The 13,341-nt window shown below is 67.1% G+C and carries 13 protein-coding genes; 4 read left to right on the top strand and 9 right to left on the bottom strand.

Going from position 1 to position 13,341, the window contains the following annotated elements:
* Positions 1-13 precede the first annotated feature (13 nt).
* The 6 genes from ACWD35_RS12250 to ACWD35_RS12225 all read right to left on the bottom strand — a co-directional run bounded on the left by ACWD35_RS12250 (position 14) and on the right by ACWD35_RS12225 (position 6,111).
* Complete coding sequence (locus tag ACWD35_RS12250; protein ID WP_451351119.1) at positions 14-766, bottom strand: alpha/beta hydrolase; 753 nt, start codon at positions 764-766, stop codon at positions 14-16.
* A 454-nt stretch (positions 767-1,220) separates the two neighbouring features.
* A complete protein-coding gene (locus ACWD35_RS12245) occupies positions 1,221-2,801 on the bottom strand; it encodes a recombinase family protein (protein ID WP_451351118.1) in 1,581 nt (526 codons plus the stop codon).
* 72 nt (positions 2,802-2,873) lie between these two features.
* Positions 2,874-3,464, bottom strand: a complete 591-nt coding sequence (pspAB, locus tag ACWD35_RS12240; protein ID WP_451351117.1) for a PspA-associated protein PspAB — start codon at positions 3,462-3,464, stop codon at positions 2,874-2,876.
* A 2-nt stretch (positions 3,465-3,466) separates the two neighbouring features.
* Positions 3,467-4,384: a zinc metalloprotease HtpX gene (gene htpX / locus ACWD35_RS12235; RefSeq protein WP_451351116.1), complete on the bottom strand. Its 918-nt coding sequence runs from the start codon at positions 4,382-4,384 to the stop codon at positions 3,467-3,469.
* 126 nt (positions 4,385-4,510) lie between these two features.
* Positions 4,511-5,839, bottom strand: a complete 1,329-nt coding sequence (locus ACWD35_RS12230) for a hypothetical protein (protein ID WP_451351115.1) — start codon at positions 5,837-5,839, stop codon at positions 4,511-4,513.
* Positions 5,840-5,856: 17 nt separating this feature from the next.
* Positions 5,857-6,111 (bottom strand): SCO2583/SCO2584 N-terminal domain-containing protein, encoded by a 255-nt coding sequence (locus ACWD35_RS12225; protein WP_451351114.1) that lies wholly within the window; start codon positions 6,109-6,111, stop codon positions 5,857-5,859.
* 242 nt (positions 6,112-6,353) lie between these two features.
* On the opposite strand from ACWD35_RS12225, the gene ACWD35_RS12220 reads away from it, so the two are divergent.
* Positions 6,354-6,644 (top strand): hypothetical protein, encoded by a 291-nt coding sequence (locus tag ACWD35_RS12220; protein ID WP_451351113.1) that lies wholly within the window; start codon positions 6,354-6,356, stop codon positions 6,642-6,644.
* Between the two features lie 519 nt (positions 6,645-7,163).
* Complete coding sequence (mauJ, locus tag ACWD35_RS12215) at positions 7,164-8,042, top strand: methylamine utilization protein MauJ (protein WP_451351112.1); 879 nt, start codon at positions 7,164-7,166, stop codon at positions 8,040-8,042.
* Between the two features lie 209 nt (positions 8,043-8,251).
* Here mauJ and ACWD35_RS12210 read toward each other — a convergent pair whose 3' ends face one another.
* Positions 8,252-8,497, bottom strand: coding sequence for a hypothetical protein (locus tag ACWD35_RS12210; protein WP_451351111.1), 246 nt, complete (start codon positions 8,495-8,497; stop codon positions 8,252-8,254).
* 405 nt (positions 8,498-8,902) lie between these two features.
* Here ACWD35_RS12210 and ACWD35_RS12205 point away from each other — a divergent pair, with 405 nt between their 5' ends.
* Together ACWD35_RS12205 and ACWD35_RS12200 are read left to right on the top strand one after the other, a co-directional pair.
* Positions 8,903-9,784, top strand: coding sequence for an NmrA/HSCARG family protein (locus ACWD35_RS12205; RefSeq protein ID WP_451351110.1), 882 nt, complete (start codon positions 8,903-8,905; stop codon positions 9,782-9,784).
* A 153-nt stretch (positions 9,785-9,937) separates the two neighbouring features.
* Positions 9,938-11,164 carry an ISAs1 family transposase gene (locus ACWD35_RS12200; protein ID WP_451351109.1) on the top strand — a complete coding sequence of 409 codons (1,227 nt, stop codon included), beginning with the start codon at positions 9,938-9,940 and terminating at the stop codon, positions 11,162-11,164.
* A gap of 75 nt (positions 11,165-11,239) precedes the next feature.
* On the opposite strand, the gene ACWD35_RS12195 is transcribed toward ACWD35_RS12200, so the two are convergent.
* Positions 11,240-11,911, bottom strand: a complete 672-nt coding sequence (locus ACWD35_RS12195; protein ID WP_451351108.1) for a YdcF family protein — start codon at positions 11,909-11,911, stop codon at positions 11,240-11,242.
* Positions 11,908-12,708 carry a GntR family transcriptional regulator gene (locus ACWD35_RS12190; protein WP_451351107.1) on the bottom strand — a complete coding sequence of 267 codons (801 nt, stop codon included), beginning with the start codon at positions 12,706-12,708 and terminating at the stop codon, positions 11,908-11,910. Before ACWD35_RS12190 ends, ACWD35_RS12195 begins: the two co-directional genes overlap by 4 nt.
* Positions 12,709-13,341: the final 633 nt, after the last annotated feature.

Below are 13,341 nucleotides of genomic sequence, written 5' to 3'. Positions count from 1 at the left end.
CCCTCCGCTGCGATCAGCCGCCCAGCAGAAGGCTCACCAGCTCCGTTCGGTCCTCGGCATGATCGCGGTACCACAGCCCCAATATGTGCTCGGCGTCGGGCAGTTCGAGCCGGGTGAAGCTCGCCCGCGTCGACAGCGCGTCCTGTACGGCCTCCGTCACCTCCGGCGGGATGATCTCGTCGGTGCCCGGCACCGCCAGCACCGCCCGGCCCTCGTAGGCCCGCAGGGTCTCCAGGGCGGGGGAGGTGCGCCAGCCGTCCGGGGTGCGGATGATCTCGCTGAACCGGCCCTCGCCGTTCCCGAACGGGACCTCCCAGGCCTCGGGCGCGTAGACGGCGGGGGCGCACAGGCCCACCGCCGCGACCCGGCGGCCGTAGTGCCGCATGAGGTCCGCGACCGTCTGGCCGCTCATGCTGAAGCCGACCAGCACCAGCGGGTGGTCCGCCGGGGCGTGCGCGTCGAGCACCGCCACCGCCTGCTCGAACCTGCGCCGCAGGCTCAGCTCCGCGAGTGCGCCGGTGCTTTCGCCGTGCCCGGAGAAGTCGAACGCCAGGGCGTGGCAGCCCTGCGCGGCGAACTCCGAAAGCAGCGGCAGGAGCCGCTCCTTGCTGCCGTTGCCGGCGCCGTGCAGGAGGATCGCCGTGGCCCTGCCGTGCGGCCCGGCGGCCACTCCGCTGAGCCGTTCGCCGTCGTACGCGTACGAGAAACCGGTGAGTTCGCTTGAGGGGTCGGTGAGTTCGCTTGAGAGACCGGTGAGTTCGCCCATGAGGGCCATTCACTCACGGCAGGTCGACCCCCGGAAAACGGGGTACGGCCGTGCCGGGGGCGCCTCGCGCCGGGAACCAGCGCCTCAGGTCCGGTCCGATCCCCAAGTCGTTCGGGAGCGCCGCAGGCTCTGTGTGACCACCCTCATGGTGGTCGTTGTCTCGTAGGGGGCCGCAGAGCGCCACGTCGGTAGTCTGCGAGGACCTGGTTCCGGCTGCTCCGGAACCTGCGATTTGTGGCGCACAGTCAGTAGTGACGTCGCCTCTTGTAGCTGCTCGGGCGTAAAGCCCGACTGAATGACGGCCTTTATGAGCGCGTCAGGAAGGCTCTGAGGATCTGGCAGCAAAGACGCACCACCTTTCTACCTTCTCTTGGTCATGTCCGCTGGAGTGGTGTATCGACGGCCACTCGGTGATCTCGATTTGAGGCTATGCACGCAGAGGAGGGGCTGCGCGTCAAACCTTGAGGCGTTCGGGGATGAACAGCTCGAAGGAGTCTGTGTAGCAGAGGAACCGGACGCCGTTCTTGCGCATCAGCTTCTCCAGTTCGGGCACCTCGGTCGTATCCCACAACTCTCGCCACGTCTTGCCGAGGCTGCGGTATTCCCACCGGTCACCGATCGGCGTCTTGCTCAGGTCCTCGTACTCGGCGTTCAACCGGTCGAGCATCTTCTCCGCCTGGGGCCGCATGAGAGCTGACCCATACCGGCGCCCCGGCCCCATGTCCGCCATGATGACAGGCACGAGTTCCTCGATCTCCCGCACGCGAGTCCCGCTGTCCTCGCCCGTGACGTAGATGCGCTCTTCCACCTCGGTGTCGCCGAACTGCTCGAGCAAGTGATGCTCGAAGGTGGCGACCAGCCTGCCAGGGTCCCAGGACACCTGCTCCTTGCACCCGTACCGAGTCCTCTCACCCACTGTGCGCGGGCTGACGCATCGGAACTTCGGGTACTCCCTCCGGCCGGTCTTCGTCTCCCTACGGGACACGTGCAGGCGCATTTTGCTTTTGCAGTACCCGCAGAGGATTACGTCCAGGAACGGTGTGACGTTCGTGGGCGAGGACACCGAGAAGGAGCGCTCGCCGAGGTGGTCCTGAAGCTTCTTCCACTTCTCCTCGGTGAAGATCGGATCGGCCATGCGGACCTTGTTGCCGGTGGAGTCGATGACAGGGGTGGTCTCGTAGTACTTCTTGCCGGGGACCTGTCGGCTCTCCATCTTCGAGCCCATGAGGGCTTCGTTCTTGAGCATCTTCCGGAGTCCGGCCGCCGTCCACTTGTACGTGCGACCCGATTCGGCGATGCGCTTGGACGGACGTGTGCCCCGCGGAGTCGGCTCCTTCCGGGCGTTGAGGTCGTCAGCGATGATCGCTGGAGTGTCATCGGTGGTGAGGAGTCGTCTGGCGATTTCCTGAATGACGTTCACCTGGTGTGGGTTCTGGCAGAGGTACGCGGCCCCGTCTTCTCCCTTGTAGACCTCGAAGCCGTAGGCTGGCATGCCTCCCGGCCAACGCTGCTGCTCGCGGATGCTCTCCCGGAAGCTCTTGACGCGCATGGACGTGTTTTCGGCCTCCATCTCCGCCAGGGCGGAGAAGAGGGAGATGATCACGTGCTGGAAGGGGCCGGTCATGTCGAAGATCGGCTCAGTGACCGAGGCGAAGGATTTCTTCCCGTGTTCGTCCGCCCAGCGGAGCATGTCTTGCATGTCCGTCACTTTGCGGATGAACCGGTCGAGCTTCCAGAACAGGATGAGATCGAATTCCGGAGCACGCTCCTTGAGCCAGTGCCCGAGATTGGCACGGTCAAGCGGATGCTGCTTCGTCGCGGATACGTGTGCGTCTCGGGCTACACCGATCTCGACCCAGTCATGACCCCGGGCGGCCTTCTCGGCAATGTGTTCGCGTGCGTCCGTGAGCTGCCGTTCGAGGCTGGTGGATTCGTCGGTCAGGTAGCTGATGCGCAGAGCTATGAGGACTCTGACGGGCTTCTGCCGCCCGACGATGTCTGTGGCCGTGTCGGCGGCCGGCGTGGAAGCTGTCACGGGGGAGACCGTATGTGTCTACCTTGCAGTTACGAAGATTGTTTGTATTTCTAGACACCTTCGGGTGACTGCTCACCCTGCCATGCCGGGGGCGTCCCACACTGGGAACCAACGGTTCAAGTCCTTCTCGATTCGCAGGTCGTTCTCCAGCGCCGCGGCGACCTGTAGCTCGAGCGCACTATCGCGTTTGTGTTGACCAGGAAGTATACAAAGCGGATAGAAGGTACCCCGCTTGTAGAGGTAGACCAGGGCCAGCTTCCGGCGGCCCTCGTCGTCCGTGAACACCGCCAGCGAGCACAGCAGCTGTGGGCCGAAGCCGTTGGCCTCCAGGGAACTGTTCACCGCGTGCAGATCGTTGACCAGCTGGGGCAGCTGGTCGGGGCCTCGCTGGGAGACCAGCCAGGAGTAGCCGTACTCGTCCTGCCGGAGCTCCACCGGGGGCCCCGTGCGCTCGGCGTCCGCGTCGAGGAGGGCCTCGACCTCCCGGTGGGTCTGCTCGAAGGCCGCGCCCTCGACCGTCGCGAAGCACACCGCCCCGCCGCCGGTCGGGGTGAACCCGGCCGCCGCCTCAAGGGTCAAGGCCGCGGACGGCAGCGCGAACAGCTGGTCGAGGTCGGGGGCGACGGGTTTCGTACGGCCCAACAGGATGTCCAGCAGCCCCATGCTCAGCCCGCCTTCCCCGGAGCCGCCGCCTCGCCCAGCTCGGCGGAGATGCGGCCCAGCTGGTCGAGCCGCTGCTCCAGGCTCGGGTGGGTGGAGAACAGCCGGGAGAACTCGGCCCCGGAGCCCAGGGCCGGGGTGAAGTAGAAGGCGTTGAACGCCTGCGCCGTGCGCAGGTCCTTCATCGGGATCCGCGCGATGTCCCCGGAGACCTTGGTGAGCGCCGACGCGAGCGCCGAGGGCCGGCCGGTCAGATGGGCGGCGGCCCGGTCGGCGGCCAGCTCCCTGTACCGGGACAGCGCCCGGATCAGCAGGAAGCTGATCGCGTACACGGCGGCCGAGACACCCATCACGGCGGCGAACACCGCCAGCGTGTTCTGGTCCTTGCGGCCCCGGAAGAGCTGCGAGTAGAAGGCGAACCGCACCATCAGGCCCGCGATCACCCCGAGGAAGGACGCGACCGTGATGACGGCGACGTCCTTGTGCGCCACGTGCGACAGCTCGTGCGCGAGCACGCCCTCCAGCTCGGCGGGCTCCAGCCGGCGCAGCAGCCCGGTGGTCACGCAGACCACCGCGTGATCGGGGTTGCGGCCGGTGGCGAACGCGTTCGGCATATCCATGTCCGACACGGCGACGACCGGCTTGGGCATGTCCGCCTGGGCGCACAGCCGGTCGATCACCCCGTGCAGCCCGGGATACTCCTCCCGCTCCACGACCCGGCCGTGCATCGCGTACAGCGCGACCCGGTCGGAGAACCAGTACTGGGCGCCGAGCAGCGCCGCCGCGACCACGACGACCAGCACCCAGGACTTCAGCAGCACGATCAGCGCGGCGACGAATCCCACGTACAGCAACCCGAGCAGGAACAGTGTGACCCCCATGCGTGCGGTCAACCGCCGATCGCTCCGGAAGCGGCTCTGCATCTGCATCACCCCGCAGTCAGGCACTCGTCCCGCTGTCCAGTGTGCACCTGCGGGCCCGTTACCGAGCCCATGGCGGAGTCGCTTTCGCCCCCAGCACCAGCAAAGGCCCGTCGGCGTTCTGGTCGGTCAGCCGAGGTGTCCCCGTACGCGCCGCACGGTCTGCTCCGCCCGTGCCCGCAGCCGCTCGTCCGGATCGCCGAGCAGCGCGACGGCCGCCCGCAGCCGTACGGCTCCGCCGTGGGCGTCCAGTAGCCGCTGCGCCGACACCCGCACCCACCTCGGCCGCCCGGGGGCGAGCCGCTCGGCCAGCCACTCCTCCGGCAGCAGCCCGGCCGAGGGCAGCAGCGCGAGGGTCGCCTCACGGACCACCCCGGGCGCGGGATCGTCCAGCATGCGCCGCAGCCGCGGTACGTCCGTCACGTCGAGCGTGCGCAGCCCGGCCACCGCCCTGGCCCGCACGCCCGGCGCCGGATGGTCCAGGAGCGGCCACAGCAGCCCGGCGTCCGCGCGTTGCCCGCACTCCGCGAGCCCGATGACGGCGCCGGGCGGCAGCTCCGGGCCGGCCGGGCCGGAGCACCGCTCCCGGTACCAGGGCAGCGGGTCGGTCCCCTGCTGCCGTACGACATACCGCGCGCAGGCCCGCACCAGCGCCGAGCGGTCCGCCAGGAACCCCGTCGCCCGTTCGTGCCGGCCCAGCCGCCGCAGCGCGGTGACCCCGGCGGACCGGGCCTGCGGACTGCGGGCAGCGAGCAGCGTGCCGAGGACCTCCTCGGCGTCCTCCGCACCGACACCGGCCAGCGCGGCCTCCGCACACAGGCTCTTGACGACGGTGTCCTCGTCCCGGGCGGCGGCACGGGCCAGCTCGGCGGGGGAGAGGAGCCCCCGCTCGACGGCTAGTCCGTACGCGAACCGTCGTACGGCCCGGTCGGCACAGCTCAGCAGCGGTGCGAACCGCTCCTTGCCCGCCCGTGCCAGCAGCTCCCCCACCAGCCCGGCCGCGTGGTCCCCGCGCCCCCGCCGCCCGATCCGCAGCACCAGCGGGGCCAGCCGTACGGCCCTCTCCTCGTCCAGCTCCTTCGCCAGCAGCTCGCGGGCCCGCTCCCGTACGGGCGGGGCCCAGTCCGCGCAGCGGATCACGACCAGCGGCAGCAGCTCCGGGCGCCCGGCGGCCCGTCCCAGCGCCCGGCGCCGGATCCGGCCGTCGCGATGGCACAGGGCGAGGGCGAGCCGGGCGTCGGTGAGCGGGCCGCCGTCGCGCACGGCGGCGAGCAGCGCGCGGCCACCGTCGGTCGCCTCCCAGACCGGGACGACGTCCGGCGGGAGGTACCACTGGTCCTCCCGCGCCTCCTCGTCGAGCCTCAGCCAGGCGTCCGGATCACCGGTGCCGACGACGTCCTCCAGCGCGCCGCCCTCCGCGAGCCACCGTGGCGCGCTGATCCCCTCCGGCGTTCCCACTCTCCTGACAACTCCTCTCAGGTGGAGCGCAGTTGCGCGTATCCGAGCAGGACGATCACCGCGGCGACACAGCCGAACACGAGGGCTGTGGACCACCACGGGGACCGGTGCCGCCTGACCGGTTCCGGATCGGGGCGGAACGGTGCCGCGTCCGGCGGGTTCTCCTTCCAGCGGGCGGCGAGCATCCGGGCGCGCGCCGAGGGCTCCTTGTGCTCGGCCGAGTTCGCCCACTTGTGGTCGAACTCCCGCTCCCAGTCGTCCTGTTCAGTCATCCCCGTGCAAACCTTCCACGTTCGGCAGAGTCCGGAACGATGATCCCTCGACAGTAGGAAGCCTGGGAAGCGAGAAAGGTTGCCCAGGATGCTGCCTGGTTGCAGGGCGGCTAGCATCGATCTGAAGAGCCGCACCGCGGGGTGTCAGACGTCGTCCGCCCTGCTTTCTGGTCCACGTGCGGCACCCCCTACGACCGCGTTTCGTGCCTGGAAAGCCGCCAGGGGGGAAGGAAGGTGGATCCATGAACGCACATCGCGCGAGGCGTCTCGCCGCAATGTCCGCCGTCGGCGTGCTGATGGCCGGCGGAGCCGCGATCGGCGCCGCAGGTACCGCATCGGCAGCCACCCCGACCCACGTCACCACCAACTACGGCTGCGGCTTCAACCGCTTCGGCAACGGCTTCGGCCGGAACGGCTGCTTCAACAACGGCTACAACAACGGTTTCGGCCGAGGCGGCTTCAACACCGGCTTCTACAACGGCTACAACTACGGCTACAGCAACGGTGCCGTGGTCGTGGTCGTGGTGAGGTGACCTGACGGCCACGTGCGGGAGCACGGCCGAGGGCCGCCACCCGGAGCGAATTCCGGGTGGCGGCCCTCAGTGGCGTCGGACCGCGCGGGGCGGACCTGTCACACGTCGAAGAAGTGATGATCTACCTCGGCCACCTCGGCGGACCGACAGCTCTGGCGCTTCGACCAGCAAGGACGTCGTCGTTGTCTGTCGTCATTGGTCGTTGTCGGCCTCCCTGGGACGGCCCACAGACGGCCCCGCTCCAGTAGCCAGCGCGGCACCGATCCCGATATGGCGTTTCCTAGGTCACCTGGTCGTGAGGATGCTGCTCGCTTTCCGCAAGCCACGCAAGCGCCGCGGGCGGAACACATGGGCGTCGACCGTGGCGAATGGTGGCGACTCTCCGGTGTGGAACCGCATCCGGCATCGACGCTGACTGCAGCGGAGCCCACCACAGCGGGCAAGCACAGCAGAAGTGGGCTGTACCTGGGATCAGCTGAGCCGCTCGGCGTCTACTGGCGTGTGCCCTAGCCTGGCGTGGTGAGCCTTCCTGACGTTGAATACCTCATCAAGACCTTCAATGTCCTCAACTCTGCGGCCAACTGGGAGTTCGAGGCTGATGCTGGAGGCTGGGGTCTGCATGATGACGGCTACGGCCACCTGATTCCGTACTGCCTGGTAGACGGAATCGCCACGGCTGGCGCGTCGCTTGATGACACTGTCTTCTTTGCCGACTGCATAGCCTTCGATCACGACGTCCCCACCCTGGTCACGCCCAGCCGTGGCCATGTGACAGCCCCAGGCGGACAGATCGGGATGCATCGGCAATGGGTAGACCGAGACCGAGATTACGAAGAGGCACTTCACTCGTTCTTCGAGAACCTCGTTAACCTACGCTTTACAGACTCTCTCCAACTGCGATATGCCGACAAAACTGATCCCCTGACTCAGTTCCATACACGATTCCTAGGAGGGCGGCGGCAACTGCTGGCCCTCTATGTAATGGCCCTCCGCCAGATCGACACCCTAGGTGCATACTTGTGCATCTATCGCGTCCTGGAATGTGCCGATGGAAGGAACGGCAAGACGTTCATCGAGAGTCATCTCGACGACATCGCTACCTACGACTTTGGAGCACTCAAGACAAAGGGCATGGCTCTCCCGGGGCAGCCGACATCCGACTTTGATGTATTTGAGGCTTACCGACTCCAGTCGCTACAGCGCCTATCTCACCTGCGCGCCGCCATGAGCGACACAGATATCGCTGAACATTTGTACAAGCACCGCAACGGGCTTGCCCATGGGCACCCAGGACGCTCGACCATCGTCATACAGGACTATGCCACTCAGGCAGCAACCGTCGAGGCCGACTTCCCTCTCCTTAAGCTACTTGCACGCATCGCCGTTGAGACAGGGTGAATTCCGCTTGTTTCCAGCTCAGAAGAGGGGGCGGAGTAATTGAGCGGAGACGCCTCGAATCAGGGGATAGCAGAGGTGTGACTTGGGAGCGTAGAGGCAGGGCTTTCTTTGCTCATCCGCGGAGTCGCGGGTAGTGGAGGTAGAAACGAGGTAGGTCGATATCTCGGTGGGGCGTGGTTGTGCGCCGCTGTTGGCGTACGCCATGCTGATCACGTGCTGGGTTTATTTGGGGTCGCGGCGGTCACCCCGTGCGTCAACCCCAGCCCGACGAAGAAGGCCAGACAGGCGGTGAGCCATTGCCCGTCAGTGATCGTTTCGATTCCCGTGCTTCCGCCCTGCAGTGCGGTGATCAGTGATGAAAGAAAGGCGATGAAGCCGCTCACGAGTGCTGAAACCACAGCCTTGGCGTGTGTGAGAACGTAGGTTTTGAAACTGCTTGAACTGGAACCGTTCACGATCGCCCCTGCCTCCCGGTCGGCGGACTCGATGCGGGAGTCAATAATCGTGGACAGAAGATCGCTTAGAAGTAGACGACACGCATCTACGCTGCGATGCGTGCCCCAGGTTAATCCAGTTGGAGACCAGGTCCCCAAGGGCCAGGCGTGATGCGTGCTCGCATCGTGAGATGGCTGGAGGGCTGGGGCGGGTTGTGGCTGAGCGCTTCAGTTGGCCTCTAGCGCCCGAGTTGGCCCGCCGAGCGTGATGGTTGGCCGGTGGGGCGGGGCAGACAATGGGCGGCCTGGTGGCCATGATGTGGATCACATGCACTTGACCTCAACTTTGATTGAGGTATCAGGGTTCTAGGTACTGAGGGGAAGCCGCTTACGGCGCCCGGGACCTGTGCTATCGAGGGGCCTTAGATGTCTGACAACCGCGTCATTGTGGTGACTGGTGCAACCGGACGGCAGGGCGGCGCCACCGCCCGCGCCCTGCTGTCTCACGGCTGGACGGTGCGCGCACTGGTCCGTGACCCGGACAAGCCCGAGGCGCAGGCGCTGAAGGAGGCTGGCGCCGCCCTGGTCCGCGGCGACCTGGACGATGCGGCATCGCTGGATGCGGCTCTGCTCGACGCTTACGGCGTGTTCAGCGTGCAGACCTTCACCGGCCCGGACGGCTTCGCCGGCGAGATCCGCCAGGGCAAGGCCGTCGCGGAGGCCGCCGCCCGCGCGGGCGTCGCGCACTTTGTCTACAGCTCCGTCGACGGCGCCGACCGCCCCGGCCAGGTGCAGCACTTCGCCAGCAAGGGCGAAGTGGAGCGGCACATCACGGCGCTCGGTCTGCCCGCGACGATCCTGCGGCCTACCTTCTTCATCACCAACTTCGAGCATCTGGGCCCTCAGTGGGTGGACGGCGAGCTCACGCTGACGATGGCGCTGGCCCCGGACACGAAGCTGCAGATGATCACCCCGGACGACATCGGAGGCATCGCCTCCGCCGCCTTCAACGACCCGGCCGGCTCCTTGGGGCGCACCGTCGAGATCGCTGCGGACGAGCTGACCGGCCCGCAGCTGGCCGACACCTTCGCTCGAGCCGCGGCCCGTCCGGTGCGTTTCACCTCCCAGCCGATCGAGCAGGTACGCGCCTACAGCGAAGAACTGGCCGCCATGTTCGACTGGTTCAACACGGTCGGCTTCAAGGCTGACCTGGCGACGCTGCGCGCGCAGCACCCCGGCCTGACGTCCCTGGAAGCGTGGGTGAGCGAGCACTGGTCTACGCCTACAGCACCGGCCTTCGTGGCCTGATGCCCGTGTAACCGAGGTTGTACGGACTGGGCGCTTCAGTTGGCCGATCGGGCCAACTGAAAGCGCCCAGTCAAAGCGGGGTATGGGGAAGGGCGCGGCCGTCGTTGGTCGCAGGTTGAGTGAGCCTGTCGATCGGCAAGGAGCCGTGCCCTGATGTCATCGTGCCCCACCTGCCTGCTGCCCGGCCACCTCGATGGGGTGGAACTTCCCTGTTCGGGTGAGGAGTTGTGTACGCCGGAGCGGCTGCCGTCGCTGCTGGACGCGGTTCGGGCGGTGCCCGATCCGCGGGCGTCGCAGCTGGTCACGCACGCCTGGCCGATGCTGCTGGGTCTGGTGGCCTGCGCCATGCTATGCGGGGTGCGCTCGGTACGCGGGGTGATCCGCTGGGCGCGCGGGCAGGGCGCTGGTCTTCTGGCCGCCCTCGAAGTGCCCGACGGCGACGCGGGCCGGCTGCCGGTGGCCACCACTCTGACGCGGGCGCTTGCCCGGGTCGACGGAGATGCGCTGGATGTCGCCATCGGCGCTTTCGTGCAGGCGCACACGGCCGATGAGCTGGCCGGTCTCGCCGGCGAGGTGCCGGTGCTGCAGCTGGCCGCGGACGGCAAGACGGTGCGCGGCGCCACCGACGCCGACGGCCTGCAGGTGCATCTGCTGGGCGTCTACCAGGTGGACCCCGGAGTGATGCTCGCCCAGCGCGAGATGCGCCACAAGCCGCACGAGACCCTGCACTTCACCGCCGCCCTGGACGCAATCGCCGACATCACCGGCAGGATCGTCACCGCCGATGCCCTGCATACCGTCGCCGGCCACGCGGCCTATCTGCACTCTCGTGGCGCCTTTGGCCTCTTCCCGGTCAAGGAGAACCGTGCCGTCCTGTTCGCGCAGCTCGACGCCCTCGACTGGGACGAGACCACCAACGAACACCTCAGCGTGGTCCGCACCGAAGAGACCAACAGCGGCCGCAAGGAGATCCGCACCGTGCGCGTCCAGCCACTGGCTTCTGGGCAGGTCGCCTTCCCTCATGCCGCTCAGGCCCTGCTCGTCGAGCGGATCACCACCGGACGCGGCGACGGAAAGACCCACGCCGTCGCCGAACTCGGCATCACCACCGCACCCGCACGGATCGCCGACGCCACCGTCCTGGCCCGCTGCGTTCGCGGCCAGTGGGCCATCGAGGCCCAGCACTTCATCAGAGACGTGACCTTCGGAGAGGACGCCAGCCGGGCCCGCACCGGCAGCCTGCCACGAGCCCTGGCGACCCTCCGCAGCCTGGCCATCAGCCTCGCCCACCTTGCCGGCTGGAAAAACAACGCCGCCGCCCACGACCACTACCGCAACCACCCCGCCGACGCCCTACGCGAACTGGGTCTCACATCGTGAGCACGCTTCACGCCTGCCCCAAGGGCAGGCACGGGATCATGCAGCGATGAACTATCTACAGGCACGGTGGCCCACTCACGCGTGGGGGCCCGCCGCACTTTCAAGGACAAGTCGGCTTGTGAACCCTCGCGATGCGAGCCGCTCGTACGCTCGGATCACCTCGGCGGGTACGTCCTGCGAGATCATAAAGCCCTGAGATGGATAGATCAGCAAGCGTTGCAGCGATCCGACAAGCATGTCGATGACCAGGCGTGCATCCCGGATCGAGTCGACGTATTCGGGGAGCGTCATGGGTGTCGACGTGCTGACGAATGTGACCTCCGGCCACAGCTTCCGGGCTGTGGCGTAGGCCCGACGTTCCTCGTACGGCTTGCTGACGAGAAGCACGGAGAACACGTCGACCCCGCGGTCTTCGAGAAGGGCGCGGGACAGGGTGATGTTCTGCCCGGTGTTCCGGGCGTGCGGCTCGACAAGGATGGCGTCCGTCGGCACGCCCAGCTCAAGGGCACGGTCCCGGTAGTGCTCGGCTTCACCGCGCGGCATGCGGTCCTGGGTCGTCCGGCTGGTCGCCCCCGTGAAGACGATCAGCGGCATCATGCCGCGCCGGTACAGGTCGACTGTGGTGTCGGCCACTCCGAGATCGTGACTGCCCAGACCGATGCCGACCGAGCAGGGGCGCGGTTCGTGGTGCATCTGCTGGTAGTCCCACAGAAGCTGAGTGTCCTCCCAGTCCTGTACGGAGATCACGGTGAACCTTCCTTGTCCTGGTCGCGGGAGGAATCGGGGACCTTGAACTCGTACTCCCAGGCGAACCGGGAGGCTGCGTGGATGCCGACTGCGAACTCAACCACCGTGCCGTCTGCCGTGTAGGTGGTTCGGTGAAGCTCTACCACGGGTTCACCGACAGGGAGCTGTAGGAGCTTCACTTCGTCGGCTGTGGGGACGCGGGCGAACAGCCCCTCTTTCATGTGGTCGATCTCGTACCCCGCGTCGTACAGCACGCGGTATCCGCCGCCACGGCCGGCCGGGCCCGGGGTGGGGTCGACGATGCGTGTCCCCTCGACGTGTTCGGGCCGGTAGTAGCTGGTCAGGGTGTGGGTTGGCTGGGTGCCTTCCTTCACGAGGCGGGCGCGCGCGTACACCTCGGAGCCAACTGGGACACCAAGCCCCTCGGCGACGAGACCGCTCGCTTCGACACTGCTCACGGTCTGCGTCTGCTCGTTGCGCTTGTACGCGCGCCCCGACGCCACACGGTCAGCGATGAACGCGACCTCATCACCGTCACGCCACTTGGCCTTGTCATACCGAGCAATGCCGAGCCTCTTGAGTGGGGCGCGCGGGCGCACGACGGTGCCGTGCCCGCGTGACGACGTCACCAGCCCCTCAGACTCAAGCGCTTTGTACGCCTGATGGACCGTGGACTTGGAGCCTTCCCCAGCCTCGACAAGGTCTCTGATCTGGGGCAACTGGGCCCCGGGTGCGTACTCGCCGTTTCTGATCTGTTCAGCGAGTCGATCCGCCAGCTCGCGCCACTTGGGTGCCACAGCCGAACTCCTTTCGATGCGTCCCAGTGAAGCACAGTCCCAGGACTGTTGACAGTCCTGGGACTGCGTGCCATCTTCATCTCAGGCCGCTCGCAGTCCTAGGACAGCGGGTTGGAAGGGCCTTCTTTGGGTTGCCTTCCACGCTGCGGCTAGGGGCCCGGGACAGAGCGGGCCGAGGGCACCGGGGTCCTGGTCATTAACCCGAGGGCTTAGACCGAAAGGTCACGTCTCCATACGCCTGAAACGGGAGCGCGCTCCCGAAGGAGACCTGTCCACCCCTACTTCCATGTAGGGGGCACCGTCCACAGCCAACGAAGAACTTGGGTGTCGCCGTGATGGACCGGCCGGCGGCGCCGATGCAGTCCTCTGGTCCGCTTCCTGGCTTCGCAGCGCCTCACGCTGCGGCCGGCTGCCTCTCCCGCCCGCACGGCCCGCTGCGGTGGCGCTGGATGGGCGGGAGTGCGGGGAGCCGCGGATCTACCGACTCCACCAGCGCTTCACCTGGAGAGGACACCGCATGTTCGGCAACAAGCACAGCTCTCGGCGACGGCCCAAAATGGGCTCACTGACGGCGTATCAAATCTGACCCACTTGGTGATCTTCATCTGATCCTGGCCTTGGTGATCAAGGTCA

Source organism: Streptomyces sp. NPDC002671 (assembly GCF_053592475.1).
The sequence above is the reverse complement of the archived record's forward strand: the minus strand, read 5'-3'. Positions and strand labels throughout refer to the sequence as shown.

What these genes read in the sequence shown, in the direction of transcription:
- ACWD35_RS12225 (WP_451351114.1), bottom strand. Translation starts at nt 6,111, where the DNA reads ATGACTGAACAGGACGACTGGGAGCGGGAGTTCGACCACAAGTGGGCG.
- ACWD35_RS12220 (WP_451351113.1), top strand. Translation starts at nt 6,354, where the DNA reads ATGAACGCACATCGCGCGAGGCGTCTCGCCGCAATGTCCGCCGTCGGC.
- htpX (WP_451351116.1), bottom strand. Translation starts at nt 4,384, where the DNA reads ATGCAGAGCCGCTTCCGGAGCGATCGGCGGTTGACCGCACGCATGGGG.
- ACWD35_RS12205 (WP_451351110.1), top strand. Translation starts at nt 8,903, where the DNA reads ATGTCTGACAACCGCGTCATTGTGGTGACTGGTGCAACCGGACGGCAG.
- ACWD35_RS12250 (WP_451351119.1), bottom strand. Translation starts at nt 766, where the DNA reads ATGGGCGAACTCACCGGTCTCTCAAGCGAACTCACCGACCCCTCAAGC.
- ACWD35_RS12200 (WP_451351109.1), top strand. Translation starts at nt 9,938, where the DNA reads ATGTCATCGTGCCCCACCTGCCTGCTGCCCGGCCACCTCGATGGGGTG.
- pspAB (WP_451351117.1), bottom strand. Translation starts at nt 3,464, where the DNA reads ATGGGGCTGCTGGACATCCTGTTGGGCCGTACGAAACCCGTCGCCCCC.